This is a genomic window from Akkermansiaceae bacterium (assembly GCA_024233115.1).
In the GTDB taxonomy this organism is placed as follows: domain Bacteria; phylum Verrucomicrobiota; class Verrucomicrobiia; order Verrucomicrobiales; family Akkermansiaceae; genus Oceaniferula.
The window spans coordinates 432,866-458,545 of record JACKQB010000004.1; the positions used below are offsets into that span (position 1 = coordinate 432,866).

Sequence of the window (25,680 nt, forward strand, 5' to 3'; positions counted from 1 at the left end):
TACATCTCGCCATGAAAATTTCCAACGTATTCAAAACCATTGCTTTGGTAAGCAAAAAACCAGTAGCCATTTTACTACCCGTTGTCCTCTTTTTTGCAGGCTGGTGGTTCGGCCTGCCATCGGAAAAACACGATCATCATGGAGCCTCGGCATCGGCAAGCAACCAGGTGTGGACTTGTTCCATGCACCCGCAAATCCGCCAGCCCAACCCCGGCTTATGCCCGATCTGCAACATGGACCTCATTCCTCTGGAAACTGGAAACAGTGACGAGGGCTTGCGGGAAATCACGGTCAGTGACGAAGCCGCCGCACTACTCGACCTCCGTGTTAGCCCTGTGCTCCGTGCACCCGCGCAAGTGGATGTGAAGATGTTCGGAAAAATCGACTACGATGAACGCAGTGTTGTCACCACCACCGCACGCATGAGCGGCCGGATTGATCGGCTCTTTGCCGACTTCACCGGCACGTCGGTTAGCAAGGGGGATGCCATCGCGGAGATCTACAGCCCGGAAATATATGTAGCCCAGCAGGAACTCATTCAGGCGGTGCAATCCCTCACCACATCCTCAACGCCTAACGTCCGTAAGATACGAACCGACTTCCTGACGGCCGCCCGTGAAAAGCTACGTTTGCTAGAACTCACTGAGCTGCAAATTGCTGCGATAGAAAAACAGCATAAACCCAGTGATCACATTACCCTGACCGCCCCTCAGGATGGCATTATTGTCAAGCTCAACGTCAAGGAGGGGGAGTATCTCAAGACAGGAGAGCCGCTCTTCAGCATCGCTAATCTTGATTCTGTCTGGCTGAAAATGGAAGCCTATGAGTCGGACCTCCCATGGCTGCGATATGCCCAGGATGTTTCCTTTCATGTCGAAGCAATCCCTGGGAAAACCTTCCATGGACGTATCGCTTTTATCGATCCACAGCTCGACCCCAAACGTCGCATTGTAAGAGTTCGCGTCAACGTCGAGAATAAAGAGCGCTTGCTCAAACCCGGCATGTTTGCCAACGCATCCGCGCAGTCCAAAGTTGCTCTCCATGGCCGCGTACTCAGTGCCGACCTTGCCGGCAAGTGGATCAGCCCGATGCATCCGGAAATCGTCAAAGACGGTCCTGGCGAGTGCGACATCTGCGGTATGCCACTTGTCCCCACTGAAAAATTTGGATTTGTGGCATCAGATCAACCAACGGAAAATCCGATCCTTGTCCCGGCATCGGCAGTACTACGCACAGGTAACCGTGCCATTGTTTACGTGCGTATCCCGGAAAAGGAGGAACCGGTTTTTGAAGGACGCGAAATCGTTTTGGGACCTAAAACAGGCGATTATTTCATCGCCTATAGTGGACTCGATGCGGGTGAAATGGTCGTTACCAAAGGTGCTTTCAAACTCGACAGTGAGCTGCAAATCAAAGCCCGTCCATCGATGATGAATCCCGACTCCGGACTGGAGGAGCGTCCCGCCAAACGGGCCGCCGGTCAGATCACCGGACAATGGTCACCTGTACTGCGCGCATACGGAAAGTTTGAGCAAAGTATCCAGCAGGGAGATCCTGCCAGTGCGAGCAAAAACCTAACATCCATGCATTATGCGCTTCAGCGGATTGAGCATTCCCAACTCCAACCAAGGGAACTCGCGCTCTGGAAAGAATTTTACATGCGGTTGGATAACACGCTTACCATTTCAAAGACCCGGAAAATGGATCGCGCCACACTCTCTGCTGTACGCGATCAAATAAACCAGACGGGCCGCTATCTTGGATTATCATCAAAGGCCCTTCCATCCATCTCTCCAGAGAAGTCGTGGATTTCTTCACTCAAGGCTGCGACAAGTGCCTACCTGCAAGTCAGCAAGGCGCTTTCCGATGATAAGCCGGGGGAAGCGATCAAGGCCGCCGCCGCACTCGCCGGGGCCTTGTCATCCATCCCCGAGGGAGATGAAACAGTGACCCTCCGGAAGGCGGTCGCCGATTTCCTAAAAGAAAAGGACGTCAAGGCATTACGCAGGGCGTTCAAGCCGGTCAGCGATTCATTGATCCACCTCATCCGACAGCATGGATTGGATTATATCGGCAATGTTTATGTCATGCACTGCCCGATGGCCCTCAATGGCCAGGGAGCCGACTGGTTATCCGCCGACCCCCGGGTCAGAAACCCCTACTTTGGTGATGCCATGTATGACTGCGGCTCAGTCACCGACACCCTTTCGTTAGAAGATTCAAACTCTAAAATCCAAACTCCAACAGAGGATCACAGCGGTCACTAGAAGCATCCGCTTTTCCCGCTTTTCCTGAATACTGAATACTCCCAATGCACAAACTCATCCACTTCTGCCTCAACCAAAAACTGGTTGTTCTCATTCTGCTTACTGTCGTCATTGGCTGGGGTGTGCGGGTTGCCCCCTTTGACTGGGATACAAAAACCATCCCCCGTGATCCTGTTGCGGTCGATGCCATTCCTGATCTTGGCGACAACCAGCAGATCGTTTTCACCGAGTACATGGGCCGCTCACCCCAGGACGTGGAAGACCAGGTCAGCTACCCGCTCACCGTCTCGTTGCTGGGCATTCCCGGGGTCCAGGAAGTTCGCAGCTATTCCATGTTTGGGTTTTCTTATGTCTACCTCATCTTTAAGGAAGACGTTGATTACTACTGGAGCCGTAGTCGCATTCTGGAAAAACTCAACAGCCTTCCCGCCGGGCTACTTCCTGGTGGCACCACACCGACACTTGGCCCGGATGCCACAGGACTAGGACAGGTGTTTCAGTATTATCTGGAAGGGCGCGATCCAGACGGCAACCCTACCCCAGGGTGGAACCCGGAGGAGCTTCGCTCCCTGCAGGACTGGTATGTGCGTTACTCCCTGCTCGGTGCCGACGGGGTCGCCGAGGTCGCCTCCGTCGGCGGTTTCGTCAAACAATACCAGGTCGAGGTTGACCCGGTCAAACTCCAGGCGTGGAACGTCACCCTGGCCGACGTCGCCAATGCCGTGCGCAAAAGCAACATGGAAACAGGCGCCCGAAACCTCGCGGTCAACGGCGTGGAATACATCCTCCGTGGCACCGGATACATCCGTGAACTCGACGACCTGCGCGATGCCGTGGTCGCCGTGCGGGACAACACCCCGGTCACCGTGGCGCAAGTGGCCACCGTCCAGCTCGGCCCGGCACTGCGGCGCGGTGTCATCGATGTCAACGGAGCCGACGCCGCAGGCGGAATCGTGGTCGCCCGTTACGGAGCCAATCCCTTGGAGACTATCAAAAACACCAAGGCGAAGGTGAGGGAGGTCTCCGCGGCCCTGCCGATGAAAGTCGTGGTTGACTGGCAGAAAACCGATCGCGCCGCCGTTGCAAAATTTGCCGGCGAGCACAACATCTCCCCCCCCTTTGCCAGTGAAGCCCCGGCAGACACAAGCCTGAGCCAGGAGGCGTGGCTGGCGTGGGCCAATACCCATGCACGGGACCACTGGCCCGCATGGATGAACACCTCCAAGGTCACCATCGTCCCCTTTTACGATCGCTCCGGCCTTATTGATGAAACCCTCAACACCCTCGACGAGGCGCTCTATCAGCAGATCCTCGTGACCATCATCGTGGTGGTGATCATGGTGCTGCACCTTCGCAGCAGTATCCTGATTTCCTCCATGCTGCCCTTGGCGGTGTTGCTCACCTTCATTGCCATGAAGCTGTTTGGCGTCGATGCCAATATCGTCGCCCTGTCAGGCATCGCCATCGCCATCGGAACGGTGGTGGATGTCGGCATTGTGCTGACGGAAAACATCATCAAGCACCTCAAGGAGGCGAAGCCCGGCGCCAGTTCCGCCGCCGTGATCTATGAGGCCGTTACCGAGGTTGCCGGTGCCGTCACCACCTCGGTGATGACCACCGTGGTGAGTTTCCTGCCTGTTTTCACCATGACGGGTGAGGCGGGCCGCCTCTACCGTCCGCTCGCCTATACCAAATCCTTCGCCCTGATCGCCTCCATCATTGTCGCGCTCACCATCATCCCGCCGATAGCGCACTTTTTGTTAGGTGTTCTACCACGCTGGTTGAAAAAGGATGAAAACGACCATCGGAAATGGTCGGCCAAAATCCTTAGCCGCAGTTATCTCATTACCGCGCTCCTGGGAATTGGAGCAGGCATTTCCTTCGGGTTTTCCGCGCCTCTCGCTTCCGCCTTTGTCGTCCTGGCGCTCCTTAACGCCTTCCACGCCCGGCTCCCCGCCAGGCTGCAACAAGCGGGCGTGATAAGCATCAATGTCGGCACCGCCCTGATTGTCGGCTGGCTGCTGGCTAAAAACTGGATGCCCCTCGGGCTGGCCTCCGCCACATTCACGAATTTCCTTTTTGTTGCCTTCCTGCTCGGCGGACTTCTTGTTTCCTTTAAAATATTCGAGCTCGGCTACGCCCGCATCCTTGGCTGGTGTCTTGAGCACAAGGCGCTGTTCCTCAGTATTCCGCTGATGATGCTCGCCGCGGCGGGATGCATCTGGATGGGTTTTGGAAAGCTGATGTCCGGGCTGCCCGATGGCATCCGTGAAACCTCGCTCTACCAGGATCTTGACAAAAAGTTCCCCGGCCTCGGCAAAGAGTTCCGCCCCGCGCTCGACGAGGGTTCATTCCTCGTCATGCCCACGGTCAGCCCGCACGCCTCCATCGAGGAGGCTACCGAGGCACTGCGCGCCCTCGACGCCGCCATCGCCGCCATCCCGGAGGTTTCCCAGGTCGTGGGGAAAATCGGCCGCGCCGAGTCGGCACTCGATCCAGCACCCATTTCGATGATCGAAACCATCGTCAACTACCGCCCGGAATTCCGCACGGATGAAAAGGGCCACGTGCTCACTTTCGCCGTCAGTGCGAACGGCGACTACATCTACGACAGCAAAGGCAAACTCGTTCCGGATATACGCGGCAAGCCATTCCGCCAGTGGCGGCCCCACATCAAGAGTGCCGATGACATCTGGCAGGAAATCAGCAAGGTCACCCAGGTTCCCGGTGTCACTGGCGCGCCCAAGCTCCAGCCGATCGAAACCCGACTGGTCATGCTGCGCACCGGTATGCGCGCACCCATGGGAATCAAGATCAAGGCACCCACACTTCTCAGCCTCGAGGATTTTGGCCTCCAGATTGAGCGGCTGATGCGTGAAAGCGGTATCCCCGGACTCGACCCCAACAGCATCAACGCCGACCGCATTGTCGGCAAACCCTACCTCGAAATCCACCCCGACCGCGAGGCGGCCAAACGCTACGGCCTCAACGTCATCGACATCCACCAGACGATCCAGACCGCCATCGGCGGCGAGATTGTCACCACCACGGTGGAAGGGCGCGAGCGATACGGTGTCCAGGTTCGCTACGCCCGCGAGGCGCGCGACTCGATTGAATCGATCAAAAAAATCCTCATCAAAACCAAGGAAGGTGCTCAGGTGCCGCTCGGCCAGCTCGTCGAGATCAACTACGTCCGCGGCCCGCAGGTCATCAAAAGCGAGGACACGTTCCTAACAGGATACGTCACCTTCGGCGCCAATCCGGGGTTTGCCGAGGTGGATGTGGTCGAGGAAATCCAGGCCTATCTCGACACACAAGAAAAAGAGGGCCATCTAAAACGTGCCAGCGGCATCCGCTACGAATTTGCCGGCAACTATGAGTCCGCGCTCGAGTTTGAGAAAAACATGATGATCGTCATGCCGCTGGCCTTGCTGTCGATTTTCCTGATTCTCTACCTGGAAAACCGCTCCGTGCTCAACACCCTCATCATTTTCAGCGGCATCGGCGTCGCCTTTTCCGGAGGATTCCTTCTGCTCTGGCTCTACGGCCAGCCCGGGTTCATGAACGTCACCGTCTTTGGCCACAACCTGCGCGAGCTGTTCCAGATCCACCCCGTCAACCTGTCCACCGCCGTCTGGGTCGGTTTCATCGCCCTCTTCGGCATCGCCACCGACGACGGTGTGGTCATCTCCACCTACCTGCGCCAGCGCTTTGCCAAAGACAAGCCGCAGAGCCTTGCTGAAATCCGCGCCACCACCGTCACCGCGGGCAAACGCCGTTGCCGCCCCTGCCTGATGACCACCGCCACTACTCTGTTAGCCCTGCTCCCCGTGCTGACATCCACTGGGCGCGGAGCCGACATCATGGGACCCATGGCCGTGCCTATCTTCGGAGGCATGCTCGTGGAACTACTCACCATGTTTGTCGTTCCGGTTCTCTTTTGTGCAATGCAGGAGGTGAAAAGGAAATTGTAAACTCTCGCCTCTAACGAGGCAACCAACAGAAACCAATAAACAGAAAACCAATGAAACCAATAAAAACCATCGCTATATGCGCCCTCGGATTAACATTTTCCAGCACCAACTTGCTTGCACAAAGTGGCTGTTGCGGAGAAACCCCGCCCCCTACTGAAGGCGGATGCTGTGGGGATAAAACAACACCGGCTAGTAAATCAACCTCAACAGAAACTATAACCTCAGGAACAGCAGTTTCTAACTCCAACAGTATATTAGAGGGCTACAATGCAGTTGCAACCGCTCTTTACAAAGATGATTTGGGATCAGCCAAGAAAGCTGCGGCTAATTTAGCTAAACATGATGAGAAAAGCTCCATGGCTACTTCCGCCAAGAAGCTATCCCAAGCCAAAACCATCAAGGAAGCTCGCTCAATATTTAATGATCTGAGTGCTGCTGCCATTAAGATCGCTAAAACTAGTAAGGAATGGAAAGTCGCGCACTGCCCAATGGCCAATGGAAACAAAGGTGGAGACTGGCTCCAGAAAGCCAGCGACACAAGAGTGAACAACCCATACTTCGGAGCAGCAATGGCTCACTGCGGGAGTTTCAAAAAATAAGTCCAACATAAATGCTTTGGTTGCCGATGTATCTAACATCACCGGCAACCAAAGAATTATTTACCAATAGCAAAACTCATGAAATTCAGAACATTACTCAGCGTTGCAGATCTCAAACAAGATGAGCCGAGGTATTATCTTCTGGGTATTGCGCTACTGATCCTCGCTTTGTTTTACCCCATTCTTGAATTCCAAGACATGGGCTTGGTTATTTGGACATTTGTATTTTGGGGAATGCTCCTAACAGCCACTTATTGCACCAGCTACAAGACTTTTATTAAAAAGGTCACCCGACTTCTTGGCTTCCTCGTCATCTTGCTCGGCATATCAGGCCTGATTTGCTACCAGTTTCTAGGCGATTCTCATGGATGGGTTTTCACCTCAATAAACACCCTAACATTATTCTTTTTGATATTCATCACATCCTCTCTCCTCTATGGCATACTTAGTTCATCAAATATTGGCATAAACAACCTAATCGGTGCGGCTTCGGCCTACGTTCTAATCGGTATCACTTTTGCCTATGGCTATATCGTTTTACATTCGGTCACTGGTGCCACTCCACTACACAGTGAAATCCCATTACTATTTTCTAACGATGACACATTGGCCTCCTTAGTAGCCAATTATTGTTATTTTAGCTTCGCAACCCTGACAACGCTAGGCTTTGGCGATTTCGCACCATTGACCCTTGCTGCACGCGTCTTGACTTGCACCGAGGCTATTACAGGCCAGCTTTTCCTTACCATCTTAATCGCTCGCTTGGTTGGGTTACATGTCGTTCGCGCTTCACAGCACGCGTCCAAGAACATAACATAAAACAAGCTATTTTAGATCTTAGCCATAGACAATCGGCAACCTGTTAAAAACTAGGCTTCAGTCCCTCATGCTTTGGTACCGAGCGCCCACAAGTATGCGGATTCCACCCCTTAGCACGACCCCAGTAATGATTGTGCCGATAATTAGATCCGGCCACCTTGAGTCCGTGAGGTAGATAATGATGCTTGCCACAATGACACCGGAATTGGCAATGACATCGTTCTTGGAAAAGATGTAGCTTGCCCGCATGTGGACTTCTCCTTCCTTTTCCTTCGATATGAGTTTCAGGCAGTAAGCGTTCACAGTGAGTGCGATAATGGAAACGATGAACATCAGGAGCGACGACGGCTCGCTACCAGTGATCGCCCGTCTGACGATGTCAGTGCCAATTCCCAAGGCGATGAACACTTGGAATCCACCGCTGAGGAAGGCTGCCTTGGTTTTGATGCTGGAGCATCGACCGACAGCGTAAAGAGCTACGCTATAAACGAGTGCATCGGCCAGCATATCGAGCGAGTCGGCAAGGACACCGGTTGATTCGCCGATGATGCCAACGACGAGTTCGGTGACGAACATGGTCACGTTCAGGGCGAGCAGTTTGCGGAGAATTCCTTTCTGTGAGGCATCAGTGACTTCGATGTGGCAGTCGCAAGAAGACATGGATCTATTGGGCTGGAGTGGCTTCGAGAGTTGATGCGTTCTGCCGTTTACGGTTCACCATCAGATAAAGAATGGGCAGCACAACGAGAGTGAGGGCGGTGGAGGTGATGACTCCGCCGATAACGACGGTGGCCAAAGGCTTCTGGACTTCAGAACCTACACCAGTCGAGATGGCCATTGGAAGAAAGCCGATGGCATCGGTGATGGCGGTCGCCAAGACGGGACGCAGACGTTGGGTAGCCGCTTCTTTTACGGCGGTGACGGCATCGGACGCGTCCTGTAGATTGGAGCGGATCGCCTCGATCAGGATCTGGCCATTGAGCACGGCGATTCCGAAGAGCGCGATGAATCCGATGGCCGCACTGACGCTAAATGGGATGTCACGCAGCCACAAGGAGAGGACACCGCCGACAAGGGCGAAGGGAATCCCGAGATAAATCAGGGCGACATCCTTGAGGTTGCGTAAACTGAGATAGAGCAGCACGAAGACGAGGATCATGGTTAGTGGAACGACCAGGGAAAGCCGGGTATGGGCGCGTTCCAGGTTTTCAAATTGGCCGCCCCACTCGATGACATATCCTTCAGGAAGATCGATCTCTTCAGCGATTTTGCGTTTGGCTTCCTCGACGAACGAAACCACGTCCCGGCCATCGACATTACTCTGTACCCGGATCAGGCGGCGACCCCATTCGCGGTTGATGGTGGCAGCACCGGGTGCTTCGACGATGTCCGCGACCTCGGAGAGAGGAACCCGAATACCGTCGGCGGTCGGAATGACCAAGTTTCTAACAGATTCAATGTTGGTGCGATATTTTTCTGGCAGGACAATGCCGAGTGGAAATTGGCGTTGACCTTCGTAGATTTCGCCGACGCGAAGCACTCCTATTGCCTCAATGTAGGGTAAAATTTCGGATGCTGAAATTCCAAGGCGAGCCATTTTTTCAGGTTGCAGCTCGATCCGAAGTCCGGGCTGGCCGCTGATCTGGTCGGTGGAAACGTCGGCTTGTCCGTCGATATCCACGAGCACTTTCTGGATTTCATCGCTTAGGCGGGTAAGTGTTTCAAAGCTATCGCCGTAAATCAGAATGCCCACATCTGAGCGCACGCCGGATTCCATTTCGTTGAGCCGCATTTCGATGGGCTGGGTGAAGAGGATGTTCACACCGGGAAGGGTTGAGACGGTTTTCTGCATCTTGGCAACGAGTTCGTCCTGGGTTTCGGCACGGGTCCACTGCTCGCGGGGAGTGAGGGAAAGGAAGATGTCGGTGAGTTCGGTGCCCATCGGATCGGTGGCGATTTCGGCGGTGCCGATGCGGCTCCAGACGTGGCGGATCTCATCGGGGAAGCTTTCCTTGAGCAGTTTTTCGATACGGGTGTTGTAGTCGGTGGAGGTATCGATGGAGGTTCCGGCCAAGCGGATGGTGTTTGCCACGACGGCACCTTCACTGAGGCGCGGGATGAACTCACCGCCAAGACGGGTCGAGACGTAGCCAGTGACGACGAGCAGCGCGAGGACAACGGCGAGGACGATCCAACGGATTTTCAGAACCATGCCGAGGATCGCCGAGTAGCCGCCGGTGAGCTTGCGCGAAAACCAGCCCTCCTTGTCCTTGAATTTGCGGGGAAGGAAGAGATGGCCCAGGACCGGTGAGATGACGATGGCGATGACAAGCGCGCCGATCAGGGCGAGGATAAAGGTCATGGCCATGGGGCGGAACATTTTCCCTTCGGTGCCTTCGAGGGTGAGGATCGGCAGGAAGACGACGGCGATGATGCCCATGCCGAAGAGGATCGGGCGGGCGACCGAGCGACTGGATTCGAGGATGCAATCGAAGCGCTCAGCGATGGTGAGTTTCCGCCCGGCCTGGCGGGTGCGTTCGGCGAGTCCACGCAGGTTGGCTTCCGTCATGACCACCGAGCCATCAACGATGAGTCCGAAGTCGATGGCGCCGAGGCTCAATAGGCTGGCGGTGATGGCAAAATAGTTCATTCCCAGCACAGCGAACAACATGGCAAGCGGGATGCAGACGGCGACCAGCAGGCCGGCGCGGACGTTTCCAAGAAGGATCAATAGGGTGAGGGTGACGAGTATCGCGCCTCCGACGAGGTTGTGAGTCACGGTATCGAGCACCGAATCGGTCAGTTCGGTTCGGTCATATACGATTTGGACATCCACTCCATCCGGGAGTGACGGTCGGATTTCCTCCAAGCGGACTTTGAGTGCCTGGGTGACTTCCTGGGCGTTCTCACCCATCAGCATGAAGGCGAGGCCGAGGACGACCTCGCCCTGTCCATCGGCGGTGACCGCGCCACGGCGCAACTCGCTGCCGATGCGGACTTGCGCGATGTCCGAAACACGAATCGGAGTGCCATCGCTGGAGGCGACCTGAATACGCTCGATTTCCGGAATGGAAGTAACGCGTCCAATGCCGTGGACCAGCAAATCCTGACCGCTGACGGTGACCCGGCCTCCGCCCACGTTGCGGTTATTTTTTTCCAAAGCTTCGACGACATCAGAGAGGGACAAGTTGAATTTCACCAGCAGCTCTGGATCGACAACGACGTGGTATTGTTTTTCGAGGCCTCCCCAAGAGTTTACTTCTGCAACGCCGGGGACTTTGCGAAGCTCGGGCTTGATGATCCAGTCATGGATGGTTCGCAGTTGTTCAAGACTGCGGCTGCCATCGTTACTGCGGATCACGTAGTGGAAGATTTCACCGAGCCCAGTCGAGATCGGTCCCATCTGCGGTGTACCAACTCCATCGGGCAGCTCGACAGTGAGGAGCCTTTCAGAAATATACTGTCGGGCGGTGGTGATCTCCGTATCGTCATCAAAGGTGGCGACAACTTGGGATAATCCGAATTTGGATACTGAGCGAACACTGACGAGTCCGGGAAGGCCGGAAATTTCCAGTTCAACGGGTAGAGTGATCTGTTGCTCGATCTCTTCGCCATTGAGAGACGGAGCGACGGTATTGATCTGAACCTGGATCGGAGTGGTATCCGGAAAGGCATCAACGGGTACACGCGATCCCGCCCAGATCCCGGCGATTGCGATCAGAGCGGTGAATAGAAATACCAACAGGCGGTTGGCCAGACAGAAACGTATGAGGTGTGTGAACATGGATGCGGAATAGATTAAAAAATAGAAAGATCGGTGTGTGGCTGGTGTGGCGGCTATCAATCATCGACGCAGCCTGCACCAAGAAGTGATTTGAGAAACTCCGAGCGGAGGATGTAGCTGCCTTGGCTGACGATTTTGTCGCCGGGTGCGAGTCCGCTGTGGATCGCGGTCAGTTCTCCGAAAGCTGCTCCGGGTGTGAGTTCGACGCGGGTTGCTGCGTAGAGTGCGGGTTCTTGGCGGACAAAGACGAAAGGCACTCCATCAATGGTCTGGATCGCGCCTGTGGGAACTGCGAGCGAAGGGTTGGCCTTGCCAAGGTGGATGCGCGCTTCCCCATACAGGCCTTTGCGCAAAGAGGCTGGAGGTGCGCTGACCAAAGCGCGTGCCTGGATGCGTCGGGATTTTTCATCAACCGCACTCGCCACCCATACAAGTTTGCCGGTGATGACTGTATCCGGTATGTCCGTGAAAGTTGCGCTTACTTCCATTCCTAGTGTTAGGCCTGCGGCATCGCGGGCAGGAATAGAAAGCTCAAGCCACATGGTCGAGAGATCGGCCAGAACGAAGATCGCTTCGCCAGGTTCGATCCGCTCTCCCACGGAGACATCGCGGTCAACGATGGTTCCTGCGAAAGGAGCTTTCAGAGTGAGCAAAGAAGTCGGACGACCATCGGTGGCGAGCAGATTGATTTCGCTATCGCTCAATCCGAGATTGAGTAAGCGCTGGCGTGCTGCAGACAAATTTACTTCGGCGACTTCTGCTGCGGCCGCGGCGGCTTCAAGATCGGCGGCTGCTGAGATCCGTTTGTCCGCCAGCTTACGTTCACGGCTTTCCTGTAGGTCAGCGAGCTTCTTAGTGGCATTCGCAGAGAGGAAACGGCTTTTCATTTCGGCAAAATCCGGTGAATTCACTGTGCCGAGAACCTCACCGGCGGCAACCTTCTGACCAGGAACCACGGCAATTTTCTGCACGATGCCCTCGACCAAAGGAGTGATCTTCGCGACCTTGTTTTGATTGTAATCGACCGTTGCGTATGCTTCGACGGCAGCCTGAGCAGTGGTCGTTTCGGGATTGGAAACTTTAACTCCGACTCTCTCCATTGACTCGGCGGATGCGACACGAATCTTGAGACTTTGCCCCGCCTTGAGGCCGGCTGCGAGCTGAGGTTGGCAGACGGCGCATTCCTTTTCCGGGACACCATGCTCTTTGCACATCAAAACATTAGCAGGTGCGTATGGTGCGGCGGCTCCGGTCTTGTCGCCCTTTCCCTTTAATTCTGGATGGCAAAGATAGCATTCGTCTTCATAGACACCGTGCTCGGTGCAATACAATCTCTTGGGATCTTTGATGTCCGGGTGACAAAGGAAGCAACGATCTTCGTAGCGGTCGTGCTCCTTGCACCAGAGACGTTTGGCATCTCGTTTTGAAGCATCGCAAATGAAGCAGCCTTCTCCGGTGGGGCAGTCGGCCTTGGCATGGACTTCGATTTCACCACCGGAGGATTCCTTGCTGGATTCGGAGGTTTTGGTCGTCTTGTTTTTTTCGGAGCCGCACGCGGCCAGAAAAACAGATAGAATTCCGAGGCAGATGACCAGGCTTAGTTTTTGTATTGATTTCATAGTGGTAGTTTTAGGTGTTAGTCATTGTTTTTAGGGAATTGTGGGCGCGGAGAAGATCGGCCTGGGCGCGGGTCTGACCGCGCTCGACCTTGAAAAGTGTTTTGCGGGCATCGAGAACTTCGAGCAAAGAAGCTTTGCCTGCGTTGTATGCTTCGAGGGTGTCTTTCAGTCCTTGTTGGGCTGCATCGACCGTTCGTGAGTCGAACTCGCTGGCACGGCTACGGGCGGCACGGAGATCTGAGGAGAGTTTCGCTATCCGGGAGCGAAGTTCGCTTTCGGTGGCGCGTCCATTGGCCCGGGAGCTGTCGAGACGTTCCTTGGCTGCTTGGATATTGCCCTGATTACGGTCGAATAGAGGTAGGGGAATGCGAACGCCGACAACCGCCGCCGTTTCATTGGAATCGTGCATTTCGCGGACTCCACCACCTACTTCCACATCAGAAAAACGCTTTGCTTTTTCGAGATCGTAGGTGGCTTGTGCACGGGCAAAACGGAGAGCCGCGGCACGCATCGCCGGATGGCGGGAGATCGCAGATTCTGGGTTTGACGGCGCAGCGCCTTGCGGCGGACCAAGCGATCCGGCTGCGGTGACATTGGCTGCGCCGCCTCCCCATATCTGACTCAGCTCTGCGGCTGCGGCACTCTCCGCAGAACGTGCTTCGGCAAGACTTTCCTTAGCCTCGGAGATGGCTAGCTTCGCCTTGCCGACATCGATCTGGTTGCTTTTTCCTACCTCAAGCAAAGTATTCAGCGTGCTCAAGTTTTCTTCTGCACGGGTAAGATTTCGTTGGCTCAATTCGCGAAGCTTCCGGGCTTCAAGAAGAGTCGTGAAAGCGATGTCGGCGGCAATCCGGACATTCCGTTCGTCGCTGGCAATCTCGGCCTTCAGTTCTGCGGCTTTTAGTGCCGCGATCATCGTTCGCTTGGATCGTTTACCTCCGAGTTCCATTTTCTGAGATAGAGCTGCTGTGATTTCAGCTCCATTGAAACCCCTGCTGCCACCTCTTCCGGCGAAGTTCTCCAAGTCCAGTCCGAGTTCGGGATTAGGTCGCAGTCCGGCTTGGATTGTTTCCGCCTGAAGAGCCCGGAGTTCTGCGCGTTGGGACTGCAATCTGGGGCTATAGGTCAACGCATATCGGATAGCACGATTGCGGGAGATGACCCCCGTCAAAAGAGGGGCTGATTGTATTCGGGTGTTGTGTCCCGAAGTTAATCCATTGGCTGATTCGCTGCTTGATCGAGACTGGGGGTCAGAGGCGCAGGAAATGAATAGTAGTGGAGAAATAATATAAATAGGGAGCCTTAAATACATAGGAATATAGGTTTGAAGTCACTTGGTTTGAATGGGTGCCTGTCCTAACAGAGGACTCGGCTATGGCTGAGATGTCGCAAAAAATAACGGCGGCTTCAGGGCACAAAAAAGCGTGCGCAAAAAATGAGCTCTCGCTGTCAAACCAGTGAATCAAACGAGAAACACTGAATACCTCACACGAAAAGGTACAGAGGGAATGAGCCCCACAAACGGTGGGCTTCCACGTATGCCATAGATGGAGCTTCTATGCGAAATGGCGGCGGCGGTTTCCCCAAACTGCCTTGGAGGGGCCATGGAGTCAGACCCGTCCCGGCTAGAGGTTTGAGCAGCATCTACAACAACAAAATTGTCTAGCCCGATGCAGAGATTTAGCGAACAATCTTGGGCTCGCTTAGGGGAAGCATCAATCTCAGAGGTGTCTTGCGAAGAACATTTGCAAGAGCCTTCACCACTAACACGTGAGCAGGTTCCTTCGGGAGTAATATCAAGGCACTCGCATTCTCCCACGAAAACTTTATGTAGGCAAAGACAATAGCCAAGGCCTGGCTGCGAAGTGGCGACTACCACTAACATCAACCAAAGCAAAACTGTTGCTGTAAGCTTACGAAACATCATTTTCATTCATCAAACGGCTTCTTTACACGGCACGAACGATATGCGATTGCGTATAATGTAATTCAACACTTGAACCAATCAAGTATTATTTTACAATTTCGTATAATGAAAGCCGTTCCTGCAACATCCGATACCCCTAAGTGCCTTAATACAAGCAAAGTATCCCGTCTAAAAAAAGAGTTGGCTGAGAATACCTTCATTGACATGGCGGTTATCTACAAGGCGCTGTCGCACCCGTGCCGCTTGCAGGTGATGCATTTGCTAAGTCTGGAGCCTTGCTGTGTCTGCGATTTGTCTCACGTCATGGGTATTCCGATTCCTACAGCGTCACAATACCTCAGAATACTGAGAAAAGCCGGACTCGTGGAATTCAAAAAGGATGGGAAATTCATTATCTATTCCCTGACTCTGACGGCTCGGAATCTGAGGGATTTAGGTGACGCTAATTGCGACAAAATAATCTAACCTCGATGACTACTAACAAACTATTCCCAAAAAACGATCAGCACCAAGACCCTATCTGCAACATGACCGTTTCCAGTGACACCGCGTACCAGTGTAACCATGCGGGGAAACGTTACTATTTTTGCAGCGAGAGCTGCTTGGAGAAATTCAAATCTCATCCCGATTCATACACGATGGATCATGAGCATTCATCTTGCTGCTACCATAAGGGTGGCGACTCTGCACCCACCGCATCACACGAAATGAAAGCCGCGCCCGGACAGTGGACCTGCCCGATGCACCCTGAAGTCATTTCCGACGTGCCCGGCGACTGCCCCAAATGCGGCATGGCATTGGAGCCCATTGAAGGCGACTCTGGTGACGATCATGCCCAACAGGAAATCGCCGAGCTGTCCCGAAAATTCTGGATCGCCCTCATCCTCACGGTTCCCGTCTTTGTGATCGCCATGGCGGGGATGTTTCCGGGGCTGGACATTGAGTCGATCATATCCAAAAAAACCTCCAAGTGGATTGAGTTCGTGCTGACCACCCCGGTGGTGATCTGGACGGGCGGCTTTTTTTTTATGCGGGGCTGGAATTCCGTCAAAAACCGGCACCTGAATATGTTCACCCTGATCTCGCTCGGTGTTGGCTCTGCTTATGTTTACAGCACAATTGCTGTCTTCTTGCCTAACATTTTCCCAGACTCGTTCCGTTCCCATGGCGAGGTCGGTCTCTACTTTGAAGCTGCGGCCGTCATCACAGTGCTGGTTTTGCTCGGGCAGCTGCTAGAAGCCAAGGCACGCAGCCAGACGGGGCAGGCGATCAAGGCGCTGATGGGATTGGCCGCCAAATCCGCCTTCCGCGTCACCGATGGCAACGAACAGGAAATCGCCATCGAGGATATCCAGATAGGAGACATTCTACGTGTACGTCCGGGCGAGAAAATCCCGATCGACGGTCACATCACCGAGGGACAAAGCAACGTCGATGAATCCATGATCACGGGCGAACCCGTTCCTGTTTCCAAAACCCGGGACGATGCCGTGATCGGCGCCACCGTCAACCAGACCGGCACCTTCCTGATGCAGGCCGAGAAAATAGGCAGTGATACCGTGCTCTCCCGGATCGTTCACATGGTTGCGGAAGCCCAGCGCAGCCGCGCCCCGATCCAGAAGGTCGCCGACACCGTCGCCGGGTACTTTGTCCCCATCGTGCTGCTCGTATCCGTGGTCACCCTGGTTGTCTGGGCGGTCTTCGGCCCGGCGCCGGCGATGGCCTTTGCCGTCGTCAATGCCGTGTCCGTACTGATTATTGCCTGCCCCTGTGCCCTGGGACTCGCCACTCCGATGTCGATCATGGTCGGTGTCGGCAGGGCTGCGCAGTCGGGCGTGCTGGTAAAAAATGCCGAGGCCATCGAGACCGCCGGCAAAGTGGACACCCTGGTCACCGACAAGACGGGCACGCTCACCGAAGGAAAACCGAGCGTCACCAGCAAGATACCCGCTGATGGTGTCGATGAGATACACATGCTAACAGTCGCCGCGGCACTGGAACGGGGCAGCGAGCATCCACTGGCAAAGGCAGTCATCGACGCAGCCAAGGATCTGGCCATCGACATCCCCAATGCCACCGGTTTCCAGTCCAAAACGGGTGGCGGGGTGACCGGAGTGGTCGATGGAAAAACCATCTGGGTTGGCAAGCAGGAGTTCATCGCGGACAGCGGCATCGCCATTCCCGCCTTCCTCGAAAAACCGGCACACGATTTACAAAAGGATGCCAGAACCATCGTCTGGGTTGCCGAGGACGACCGGGTGCTCGGGATCCTCGGCATTTCCGACCCGATCAAAAGCACCTCGTCCGAAGCCATCGAACGGCTGCACGCCATCGGTGTGCGGGTGATCATGTGCACCGGAGACAACCCGGCCACCGCCGAAGCCGTGGGAAAAGCCACGGGCATCAATGAAGTCCATGCCGGGCTGTCACCGGAGGACAAAATCAAGATTGTCAAAAAACTCAAGGCCTCGGGAGCCATCGTCGCGATGACCGGAGACGGCATCAACGACGCGCCCGCGCTCGCCGAAGCCCACGTGGGAATCGCGATGGGAACCGGCACGGACATTGCCATCGAGAGTGCCGCCATCACCCTGGTCAAAGGCGACCTCAACGGCATCCTGAAAGCCATCCAACTGAGCAAGGCCGTGATGAAAAACATCCGCCAAAACCTGTTCTTTGCATTCGCCTACAACGCCGTCGGTATCCCCGTCGCCGCCGGAGTGCTCTATCCGCTAACAGGGCATCTGCTCAGCCCGATGATTGCCGGCGCGGCGATGAGCGCATCCTCCGTCTCCGTCATCGTCAACGCCCTCAGGCTCAAGCGTTATGAAATGTCCAAATCAACCTTGGGCAGCTCTTCAAAGTCTCCGCGATACTCGGTGAAAATGACTCCCTGACCCTGATTGGCATAGACGGCCCGCAGTTCGCTGCACCGTTCTTCATCGCACACCTGGGCATAGGTGCGGAGGACCAGGTGGAAGTTTTCCGGATCGGTGACGACGATCTTTTGTTTAAACAGCAGCGCGCCCTGATGCACCCACATGATGCCCGGTGGCATCTTGTTTTTTGACGGGTTCAGGCTCCTCGACGCAGCCTACCTCATGATGCATATCTACCGCACCGATATACTCGGGAATGAAAGCGCGAAAGTAACGCCAGCCCAACAGGCCCTGGTTGACACAGAACGAAAAATACTCCCCGAGCTCTTGCGTATCGGGCAGAAGAAACAATGATTGTCCAAGGAAAGCTCACCTTGGATCCAAATAAAAATGAGGCCCCTTTGAAGGCAGGCTAAACAGGTGTGCAACTTGAGCACATCCATCTGCATCCCTCCTGGTCCTTGTCTGTTTACGAGACCTGGGAACGACCATCCATCCTATTCCGGCTCTCCCTATTTTATCCATATCTACTTTGTTGGTGCTGTAAGTTTATGCTAAGGTGACAGACGTGATCATTCATTACCATCATACTCGTCGGCATTTTTTAACTCTTTGCACGTGGCTGATGGGGAGCCTGACACTGGCTGCCCAGGAAAAAGCACCGGCGACCACGGATGACGCTGGAGAAGTCAGGCCAACCCCGCCATAGGTCACTTTTACTGGTACCCGGTTCACTCTGGGATATGTTGGCGGGAACAAACATACTCTCGTGAACGAGTATTTTCCGCCAAAACAAGGGGTGAAGAACTGGACGAGGCTCTTGAGCATGTTCATCTATCCGGGGACAAACGATGCCAGGGCGCGTGTCAATGCCATGGCGGAAAACCTCAAAAAACAAGGCATGAGCTACGAGGTCATGCCGATGAAAAACGATCAAACTGCGGCGATCTCCTTTGTGCAGTCCAATGAGCAGGTCGTGGAGTTCAACCTTTTCTTTTTCCATACCACCCATGATGGGAAAACGTTGATTGGCCGACAGTTTGTCACCCGGACAACACCCGATAAAAAGGCCAGCATGCTCGACATGGCCGATAAAAGTAAATCGGTATGGCTTAAACAGCTCATCGGGGCACAGTTCCCGGCATTCACCTTTCCCAAGGCACCATCCCCCACAGCGCCCACCCTAACAGACCTAAGGGCCGTCGAGGAGAAAGTCGACGACATGCGCCACAAAGGCAAGCTCATCGTTGTCGATAAGGCATACCTGAGGAAACAAGGGTCGGATGAGGCGCCAGACGCACCATTTTCCATTGTGTTACCCAAAGCGGCAGCTGATCAAGGCATCTTTATCACGGGAAAACCCAAGGTGCCGGAGATCATTCGTGTTAGCCTGGCTACCAAGGATAAGAAACTCATGGAAAACATCCGCTTTACCTCCCTGAAGGTCGGCGTGAAGGACTCCTCCAAACTGCGGGTGCAAAAGGCTCTGGCCATGATCGAAAGTCAGATGGTGCCGAAGTTTTTTAACGGCTACGTCGGTGGAAAAATTGTCGACCGCTACCAGACCAAAGTCGGCCCCTACGACGCAGGTGTCCTGTTGGGACAAATGTCCGGCAAGGATGACAAAAAGTACTTCGTCAAGTTCGTAGCGATCATTCAGCCCGGTAAAGCCGATGGTCTGGTCGCCGTCATGATGCTCGACCCTTCAACAGGAGACCCCCAAAAACTCCAGCAACGACTCAACAACGGCTATGTCCAGCAAGTCCTGCACACGCTCAGGTTCGAGAAGTAGTGCCCGGCTACTTCCTGGCATTCTTCGCCAGGGGAAAACACAAACCTAACAGTATAAGACAGGAGACGGGAAGCGGGTTCAAGAAATCGCCGTGGACGATGTTGATGACCAGGATGGTGATGGCGTAGAGAAACAGGAAAAAGACCGAGATGGCGGACCGGGTCAGCAACATGGCACCCACGGCGACAGTGACAAAACCAAACGGAAGCGCAAAGGATTCCCCCGGGCTAAGCCGACCACCAAAGATACAGGTTCCCATGGCAACAGTTCCAACGATCATCATTAGGACGCCAAGGGCTACAAAGAGGTGGGGCTTTTTCTTTCGCATGGTTTTATGAATAATCGCTGTGCTGTGGTCAGTGGAGGATAATGCAGGAGGAGGCAAGGAAGAGCACGACCACCATCGATAACGCGGCCTTCCAGAAAAGGTTGGCTCTTTTGAGTTCCATGAATTGGAAGGCGACGAGAAGGAGTTTGACCACACCGAGACCAAGCACGGCCAGGACCAGGTAGCCGCTGTCCTGTAGCATGTTTGCGGCGAATACAGCGATGGCTGTTAGTAATAGTAGAACGCCAAGCGTGGTGATGTTTTTCATAGCTTTAGACAAGTAGGTAGATGACCGGAAACAGCAGCAGCCAGATCAGGTCACACATGTGCCAGAAGACGCCCCCGGCCTCGTAGTCCTCCGCTGCAATCGTTTTGTTCGGGTTTTTGAGTCGGAATGCCATGCTGGCGAGGATCACAAGCCCGACCAGGACGTGCATCACATGAAAACAGGTGAGCAACCAGTAGAAGGTAAAGAAGGTGTCATAGCCCAGGACCAGGCCATCCTGGATTTTCCCATGATATTCGACGGCTTTGAGCACAAGAAACAGCAGGCCGCCCAGCATGGTGAATAACAACAAACGGTGCGCGCGCTGCATGTCGCCACGTTTGACCTGCTCCACACTACACGCCATGAAATAGCCACTGGTCAGCAGAAAAACCGTGTTGATCACGCCATACAGCGGGTTCAGCAGGAGGCGTGATGCGTGGAATACCCCGGGGTCGTTTTGGGCTGATACCATGAATGCGATCAGGGCAACACCGAAGGTAAACAGCTCCATTAATACGAGCGACCAAATCAACAGGCCGCCCGGCGGGTACCAGATGCTTTTCGGATCGATGGATGTGGTGGCTTGGGCAGACATTATTTTGATAGGGTGAATAGGATAATTTCCAGGGTTGATGCCTGCGGCGCTGGGCAGAATTTACAGAGTGTAACAGAATTTTTTAGACGCCATCACTAAGAGTTTTCTTAATTTGATTCATTCTGTTCATGCTGTCCAACAAATCTAACTGGCAATCAGTTTTGAAAACAGCTTGCTCATATACTGGCTGAGTTGTTGGGGGGAGTTGACAACATCGAAGTGGTGACGACTGAACATCATCGGAAAAGTTTCCGTGGCCTGCTTCTCGATGGCGAAAGCGTGGGTGCGAAGCCCGTGGAGCTTGCCGGTTTCGATCGCCTTGCGCACGTCGCGGATGCCATAGGTGCCTTCGTAGCGGTCGTAGTCGCAGGGACGGCCGTCGGTGACGAGGATGGCGACCTTGTGCGAGGCGTGCTGGTTGAGAAGCATCTCATGGGCGTGGCGCAGCGCCGGGCCGATCCGGGTGTAGCCCTGCGGCTGGAGCGCGCCGAAGTGGAGCTTCGCCTTCCGCCACGGTTCGTGGAAGTCCTTGAGCAGTTCGTAGCGGCACGACCGCCGGGTGTTCGACGAGAAACCGGCGACGGCGAAGGACTCGATGGCGCCGTCGATGACCTCACCGACACAGTAAACCGTTTCCATGATGGCATCGAGCACCCGCACGTCGCGCACCCAGGCGTCGGTGGAGAAGCTGAGGTCGAGGAGCAGCACCGCGGCGACATCGTGGATGTCCTTTTTCTGATTCAGATAGATCGCCTCGGACGGTGTGTGGCCAGTGCGAAGCTGCACCTGGGAATCGATCACGGCATCGATATCAAAGTCATTTCCGTTAGGTTGCCGCTTCAGCTTGAGATACTCCGAGGTCAGACTGGCAAACTGCCGCTTCAGCTGCGCGACCAGGCCGGCGTGTTTGATTTCCGTAGCGGCAATCCAGTCGGGGTGGTTTTCCCGGTTTCTCTTTTCCTGGAGATAACACCAGTCCTGTTTGTAATCACGTTTACGGTAGTCCCACTCCGGGTAGGGGATGCCTGCGGAAGGTGTGGTGTCGTTGACCTCAAGATTGAGTCCGTCGAGGATGATGTCACTCCGGTAAATCGACTTGGGCCGTTCCTGCGAACGCATGACCTCCTTCATATCGACTTCCTTGAGCGCTTCCGCGTGTTCCTCCAGCTCGTCCTCATCGTCGGTCTTACGGCTCAGGCCACTGGTTTCCTCCAGACACTCGGCTTTTTCAAAAGTGTGGATCGGCATGTCGGCACCATGGCCATCGTCCTCGGGTGCGGCGAGCACCTCGACATCCATCTGACCCTTACCCTCGATCTCGGTGGTGATATCCACCGAAGCCTGGTCAAGCTCCTCGACGGCGGCGGAGAGCTGGTCTTTAGCTGTCGATTCGACGGTATGCTTGGGGGCGCCCAGGATATCCCAGAGGGTATCCTCGTCATCCACGAGCCTGTTTTCCAACCAAACCACTTTTTCCGCCAGAAAGGGGAATTCGTCAGACAGCTGGTTGACGTAATTGGCAAGCTCGTAGACGTTGCCCGTCCAGTCGTCGCGCATGGCGAGTGCCGCGACGATGGTTTTCAGTTCGTAGAGCCGGGTGTTCGCCTCAACGGAGTCCGCCTCATGAAACTGCGGTGGCAAACAAACCCGGTCCTTGGTGCTGAGGATACGGTGCCCGGTTTCAAAAATGCCCAGGTTTTTCCCCGACAGCATACGCGCAAGGAGGATGAGCGAGCCTCGGTGGTCGCTTAGCCCGGCTTGTCGGTCCTCGATTTCACGTTGTTGCGGCTTGGTGACAAAGCGCTGGTAAAGCGATTTCAGCCCCAAAAACGTGCTTTCCTCCCATTCAAACATGTTTTGTTAGTAGCGGGTAGCTGGTAGCGGGTTGCAAGCAGGTAAAACTTCCGTGCCTTCTGTGTCTTCCGTGGTTTTAAATGCTAATTTCAATGACCTGGCGCATCGCGGCGACGGCTTCCTCGTCATCGCTGAGGGGTTCGGCGATGGCGGTGGTGCAGGCGAGCCGCGGCGGGATGCCGGCGGTGATGAGCTTGCCGGCGGCGATCAGCAGGCGGGTCGAGACCGACTCCATCAACGACAGCTCGGTGAGCTGGCGGATTTTGCGGCCGATGCGGACGATTTTCTTGGCGGTCGCCTCATCGCCACCGGACTCCGTGGCCACGATGGTGATTTCGTCGGCTTCGGTCGGGTATCCGAAATTCAGGGCGGCAAAACGCTGGCGGGTCGAGGGCTTGAGCTCGCGCAGGCTGCGCTGGTAGCCGGGGTTGTAGCTGACCACGAGCATGAAGTCGCCGGCCGCCCGCAGGCGCTCGCCGGTGCGATCAAGGAAGATCTCGCGGCGGTGGTCGGTGAGCGAGTGGATGACGACGACGGCGTCGGCGCGGGCCTCGGCGATCTCATCGAGGTAGAGCAGGGCGCCGGAGCGCACCGCGCGGGTCACCGGACCGTCGTTCCAGACGGTGTCGCCGCCGACCAGCAGGTGGCGGCCGAGCAGGTCGGTGGCGGAGGTGTCCTCGTTGCAGGACACGGTGACCAGCTCGCGGCCGAGGCGCGCGGCCATGTGCTCGACGAAACGGGTTTTGCCGCAGCCGGTCGGTCCCTTGAGCATAAGCGGGAGCTGCGAGCGGTGGGCTTTTTCGCCCAGCTCCACCTCGCGCCCGGCGGGCAGGTAAAACGGCAGATCCGTTGCCATCGCAGGCGCGTTCTGAATCAGGGTCGGTGTCATGACTCGGCGGGGTCGTTGCCGAGCGCCTCGTCGGACGGGCGCCCATAGCGGATGAAGTTCAGAACAAAGAGCAGGATGCCGACGGTGAACAGGGCGGCGGCCAGCACCAGGCCGAGGAAGTGCGGTTCGACTTCCTTCTGCACCTCCAGGAAATCCACTCCGGTGCGCCTTTCGAGCACCACCTGGCTCACTCCGGCCACTGCGAAGGCTCCGGTCATGGAAACCATGCCGATGTTCGAGATCCAGAATCCGAAATTCGAGGCGGCGGTGTCCCACAACCTGCGGCCGGTCAACAGCGGCATCGCGTAGGCGATCATCGCGAAGACAATCATCGCATAGGCACCCCAGAAGGCCAGGTGGCCGTGCATGGCGGTGACCAGGGTGCCGTGGGTCCACAGGTTCACCTGCGGCAGGGTGTGGGCGAAGCCGAGGAAGCCGGCGCCGACGAAGGACATGACCGCGCAACCCAGTGTCCAGGTCAGGGCGGTCTTGTTCGGGTGCTTGCGACCGCCCTTTTTCGCCATGTAGATCGCGTAGATCGCCATGCCGAGGAAGGCCAGCGGCTCGAGGGCGGAGAAGATGCCGCCGACGATCAGCCAGTAGCGCGGCACGCCGATGTAGTAATAGTGGTGGCCGGTACCGAGGATGCCGGAGATGAATGTCAGGCCGACGATGATGTAGAGCCACTTTTCGACGATTTCGCGGTCCACGCCGGTGAGCTTGATGAGCAGGAAACAGAGGATGCCGCCCATGATCAGTTCCCACACGCCCTCGACCCAGAGGTGGACGACCCACCAGCGGTAGAACGAATCGAGCGTCTGGTTGTCGAAGGTGATCATGCCCGGCAGATAGAGCAATCCCGCGGCCAGCAGGCCCATGTAGAGGACGATGGCGGTGGTGGTGAAACGTTTGCCGTTCCACACCGTCCAGCCGATGTTGGCCAGGAAAAGCAGCACGTTGGCGACGACCAGATAGTCGAGCGGGCGAGGGATTTCGAGGAACTTGCGTCCCTCCCAGATGTTGAGATGATAGCAAATCACCGCCGTCACGCCGACCAGCAGGAACGAGATGAGCTGGGCGTAGGCGAGTTTCGGCCAGGCGAGTTCGCGATCGGCCTCCTCGGGGATGATGAAGTAGGCCGAACCCATGAATCCAAGCAGCAACCATACGATAAGCAGGTTGGTGTGGACCGCACGGGCCGTGTTGAAGGGGATGATGTCGTGCAGGACGTCGTAGCCCATGTGGGCGAAGCCCATGATGAAACCGTAAACGATCTGGAGCACCAGCAACAGCAGCGCGGGCGCGAAGAACCAGTAGGCGATCTTCTGTGTCTTGAATTTCATGATTGTAAAATGTTAGAAGTGAACGGGTTCTTGTTACTTGGTTTTTCCGAGTTGTTCGAGGTAGTCGGCCAGGATGTCGAGCTCCTCAGGAGTGATCGGTAGTTTGGGCATGATCATTTTGCCGGGTTCGACGGGGCGTGGGTTTTCTATCTGCGCCCTGATTTCATCACGGGTGAGCCTTGCGCCGACGGTATCGAGAGCGGGACCGATGTTTCCACCTGTGCCGCTGACGCTGTGGCATCCGATGCAGGTCTTGGTGGTGAACAGCTCAGGCTGGGGGACTGTGCTGGTGACCACGGGTTGCGTGGCGACGCGGCCAAGCGGTGGTTTGGCGGGAAAGCCATTGAGATCCACCTCGCCACACCATTCGAGAAATGCGATGACGTTTTCGATTTCTTCATCGGTGAAGTTGTAATTCGTCATTTTCCGCTCACCCGGGAACATGGCCTGGGGGTCTTTCAGGAAGGATCTGATAAAACCTTTGCCGCGGCGCTCGACCACCTTGGTGAGTTCCGGTGCGTAGTAGGCGCCTTCGCCGAAGAGGGTGTGGCAGCCCATGCAGTTGTTGTCCTCCCAGATGACCTTACCGGCGATGACCTCGGGTGTGAGCTTGTCTTCGTTGGTCTGTTTGGGCACCTGCCTGTGGGAGTCATAGGTGAGGGCGAGGAAGGCGGCGGTAAAGACGCCAGTGCCTCCCAGAAAGAAGGCGCGCGCTTGTGATTTGGATAACATAATTCGGGTTG

General features: G+C 55.5%; 19 protein-coding genes. 7 read left to right on the forward strand and 12 right to left on the reverse strand.

Annotated elements, in window-relative coordinates; all coding sequences use genetic code 11:
* The first annotated feature begins 11 nt into the window (after positions 1–11).
* The 4 genes from H7A51_12835 (at position 12) to H7A51_12850 (ending at position 7,659) form a co-directional block, all read left to right on the forward strand.
* The gene (locus H7A51_12835; protein MCP5537098.1) at positions 12–2,267 is read left to right on the forward strand and encodes an efflux RND transporter periplasmic adaptor subunit; all 2,256 of its coding nucleotides are present in this window, start codon (positions 12–14) and stop codon (positions 2,265–2,267) included.
* 44 nt (positions 2,268–2,311) lie between these two features.
* Positions 2,312–6,241 carry an efflux RND transporter permease subunit gene (locus H7A51_12840; GenBank protein MCP5537099.1) on the forward strand — a complete coding sequence of 1,310 codons (3,930 nt, stop codon included), beginning with the start codon at positions 2,312–2,314 and terminating at the stop codon, positions 6,239–6,241.
* 50 nt (positions 6,242–6,291) lie between these two features.
* Positions 6,292–6,840: a DUF3347 domain-containing protein gene (locus tag H7A51_12845; protein ID MCP5537100.1), complete on the forward strand. Its 549-nt coding sequence runs from the start codon at positions 6,292–6,294 to the stop codon at positions 6,838–6,840.
* 78 nt (positions 6,841–6,918) lie between these two features.
* The gene (locus H7A51_12850) at positions 6,919–7,659 is read left to right on the forward strand and encodes a two pore domain potassium channel family protein (GenBank protein MCP5537101.1); all 741 of its coding nucleotides are present in this window, start codon (positions 6,919–6,921) and stop codon (positions 7,657–7,659) included.
* 57 nt (positions 7,660–7,716) lie between these two features.
* On the opposite strand, the gene H7A51_12855 is transcribed toward H7A51_12850, so the two are convergent.
* The 4 genes from H7A51_12855 to H7A51_12870 are packed head-to-tail and all read right to left on the reverse strand — an operon-like array spanning position 7,717 to position 14,173.
* Complete coding sequence (locus H7A51_12855; protein MCP5537102.1) at positions 7,717–8,319, reverse strand: cation transporter; 603 nt, start codon at positions 8,317–8,319, stop codon at positions 7,717–7,719.
* A 4-nt stretch (positions 8,320–8,323) separates the two neighbouring features.
* On the reverse strand, positions 8,324–11,443 hold the full coding sequence (locus H7A51_12860) for an efflux RND transporter permease subunit (GenBank protein MCP5537103.1): 3,120 nt from the start codon (positions 11,441–11,443) through the stop codon (positions 8,324–8,326).
* A gap of 56 nt (positions 11,444–11,499) precedes the next feature.
* Complete coding sequence (locus tag H7A51_12865; protein ID MCP5537104.1) at positions 11,500–13,062, reverse strand: efflux RND transporter periplasmic adaptor subunit; 1,563 nt, start codon at positions 13,060–13,062, stop codon at positions 11,500–11,502.
* A 10-nt stretch (positions 13,063–13,072) separates the two neighbouring features.
* On the reverse strand, positions 13,073–14,173 hold the full coding sequence (locus H7A51_12870; GenBank protein MCP5537105.1) for a TolC family protein: 1,101 nt from the start codon (positions 14,171–14,173) through the stop codon (positions 13,073–13,075).
* Positions 14,174–15,094: 921 nt separating this feature from the next.
* On the opposite strand from H7A51_12870, the gene H7A51_12875 reads away from it, so the two are divergent.
* Positions 15,095–15,454, forward strand: a complete 360-nt coding sequence (locus tag H7A51_12875) for a winged helix-turn-helix transcriptional regulator (GenBank protein ID MCP5537106.1) — start codon at positions 15,095–15,097, stop codon at positions 15,452–15,454.
* A 5-nt stretch (positions 15,455–15,459) separates the two neighbouring features.
* Positions 15,460–17,886 (forward strand): heavy metal translocating P-type ATPase, encoded by a 2,427-nt coding sequence (locus tag H7A51_12880; GenBank protein MCP5537107.1) that lies wholly within the window; start codon positions 15,460–15,462, stop codon positions 17,884–17,886.
* Here H7A51_12880 and H7A51_12885 read toward each other — a convergent pair.
* Positions 17,814–18,047, reverse strand: coding sequence for a hypothetical protein (locus H7A51_12885; protein MCP5537108.1), 234 nt, complete (start codon positions 18,045–18,047; stop codon positions 17,814–17,816). The two genes, H7A51_12880 and H7A51_12885, sit on opposite strands and share 73 nt — an antisense overlap.
* A 590-nt stretch (positions 18,048–18,637) precedes the next feature.
* On the opposite strand from H7A51_12885, the gene H7A51_12890 reads away from it, so the two are divergent.
* Positions 18,638–19,660: a hypothetical protein gene (locus H7A51_12890; protein MCP5537109.1), complete on the forward strand. Its 1,023-nt coding sequence runs from the start codon at positions 18,638–18,640 to the stop codon at positions 19,658–19,660.
* 7 nt (positions 19,661–19,667) lie between these two features.
* On the opposite strand, the gene H7A51_12895 is transcribed toward H7A51_12890, so the two are convergent.
* The 7 genes from H7A51_12895 to H7A51_12925 all read right to left on the reverse strand — a co-directional run bounded on the left by H7A51_12895 (position 19,668) and on the right by H7A51_12925 (position 25,669).
* Positions 19,668–19,988, reverse strand: coding sequence for a hypothetical protein (locus H7A51_12895; GenBank protein MCP5537110.1), 321 nt, complete (start codon positions 19,986–19,988; stop codon positions 19,668–19,670).
* Positions 19,989–20,016: 28 nt separating this feature from the next.
* Complete coding sequence (locus H7A51_12900; protein MCP5537111.1) at positions 20,017–20,256, reverse strand: cytochrome C oxidase subunit IV family protein; 240 nt, start codon at positions 20,254–20,256, stop codon at positions 20,017–20,019.
* Between the two features lie 4 nt (positions 20,257–20,260).
* Complete coding sequence (locus H7A51_12905) at positions 20,261–20,851, reverse strand: cytochrome c oxidase subunit 3 (protein MCP5537112.1); 591 nt, start codon at positions 20,849–20,851, stop codon at positions 20,261–20,263.
* A 144-nt stretch (positions 20,852–20,995) separates the two neighbouring features.
* The gene (locus H7A51_12910) at positions 20,996–22,705 is read right to left on the reverse strand and encodes a VWA domain-containing protein (protein MCP5537113.1); all 1,710 of its coding nucleotides are present in this window, start codon (positions 22,703–22,705) and stop codon (positions 20,996–20,998) included.
* A 76-nt stretch (positions 22,706–22,781) separates the two neighbouring features.
* Positions 22,782–23,594 carry a CbbQ/NirQ/NorQ/GpvN family protein gene (locus H7A51_12915; GenBank protein MCP5537114.1) on the reverse strand — a complete coding sequence of 271 codons (813 nt, stop codon included), beginning with the start codon at positions 23,592–23,594 and terminating at the stop codon, positions 22,782–22,784.
* On the reverse strand, positions 23,591–24,937 hold the full coding sequence (locus H7A51_12920; GenBank protein ID MCP5537115.1) for a cbb3-type cytochrome c oxidase subunit I: 1,347 nt from the start codon (positions 24,935–24,937) through the stop codon (positions 23,591–23,593). Before H7A51_12920 ends, H7A51_12915 begins: the two co-directional genes overlap by 4 nt.
* Before the next feature lie 33 nt (positions 24,938–24,970).
* Complete coding sequence (locus H7A51_12925; GenBank protein MCP5537116.1) at positions 24,971–25,669, reverse strand: cytochrome c; 699 nt, start codon at positions 25,667–25,669, stop codon at positions 24,971–24,973.
* Positions 25,670–25,680 lie beyond the last annotated feature (11 nt).

Bases quoted from the DNA above. Each gene is read 5' to 3' on its own strand.
- H7A51_12835 (MCP5537098.1), top strand. From the start codon at position 12: ATGAAAATTTCCAACGTATTCAAAACCATTGCTTTGGTAAGCAAAAAA.
- H7A51_12840 (MCP5537099.1), top strand. From the start codon at position 2,312: ATGCACAAACTCATCCACTTCTGCCTCAACCAAAAACTGGTTGTTCTC.
- H7A51_12845 (MCP5537100.1), top strand. From the start codon at position 6,292: ATGAAACCAATAAAAACCATCGCTATATGCGCCCTCGGATTAACATTT.
- H7A51_12850 (MCP5537101.1), top strand. From the start codon at position 6,919: ATGAAATTCAGAACATTACTCAGCGTTGCAGATCTCAAACAAGATGAG.
- H7A51_12855 (MCP5537102.1), bottom strand. From the start codon at position 8,319: ATGTCTTCTTGCGACTGCCACATCGAAGTCACTGATGCCTCACAGAAA.
- H7A51_12860 (MCP5537103.1), bottom strand. From the start codon at position 11,443: ATGTTCACACACCTCATACGTTTCTGTCTGGCCAACCGCCTGTTGGTA.
- H7A51_12865 (MCP5537104.1), bottom strand. From the start codon at position 13,062: ATGAAATCAATACAAAAACTAAGCCTGGTCATCTGCCTCGGAATTCTA.
- H7A51_12875 (MCP5537106.1), top strand. From the start codon at position 15,095: ATGAAAGCCGTTCCTGCAACATCCGATACCCCTAAGTGCCTTAATACA.
- H7A51_12880 (MCP5537107.1), top strand. From the start codon at position 15,460: ATGACTACTAACAAACTATTCCCAAAAAACGATCAGCACCAAGACCCT.
- H7A51_12885 (MCP5537108.1), bottom strand. From the start codon at position 18,047: ATGCCACCGGGCATCATGTGGGTGCATCAGGGCGCGCTGCTGTTTAAA.
- H7A51_12895 (MCP5537110.1), bottom strand. From the start codon at position 19,988: ATGCGAAAGAAAAAGCCCCACCTCTTTGTAGCCCTTGGCGTCCTAATG.
- H7A51_12900 (MCP5537111.1), bottom strand. From the start codon at position 20,256: ATGAAAAACATCACCACGCTTGGCGTTCTACTATTACTAACAGCCATC.
- H7A51_12905 (MCP5537112.1), bottom strand. From the start codon at position 20,851: ATGTCTGCCCAAGCCACCACATCCATCGATCCGAAAAGCATCTGGTAC.
- H7A51_12910 (MCP5537113.1), bottom strand. From the start codon at position 22,705: ATGTTTGAATGGGAGGAAAGCACGTTTTTGGGGCTGAAATCGCTTTAC.
- H7A51_12915 (MCP5537114.1), bottom strand. From the start codon at position 23,594: ATGACACCGACCCTGATTCAGAACGCGCCTGCGATGGCAACGGATCTG.
- H7A51_12920 (MCP5537115.1), bottom strand. From the start codon at position 24,937: ATGAAATTCAAGACACAGAAGATCGCCTACTGGTTCTTCGCGCCCGCG.
- H7A51_12925 (MCP5537116.1), bottom strand. From the start codon at position 25,669: ATGTTATCCAAATCACAAGCGCGCGCCTTCTTTCTGGGAGGCACTGGC.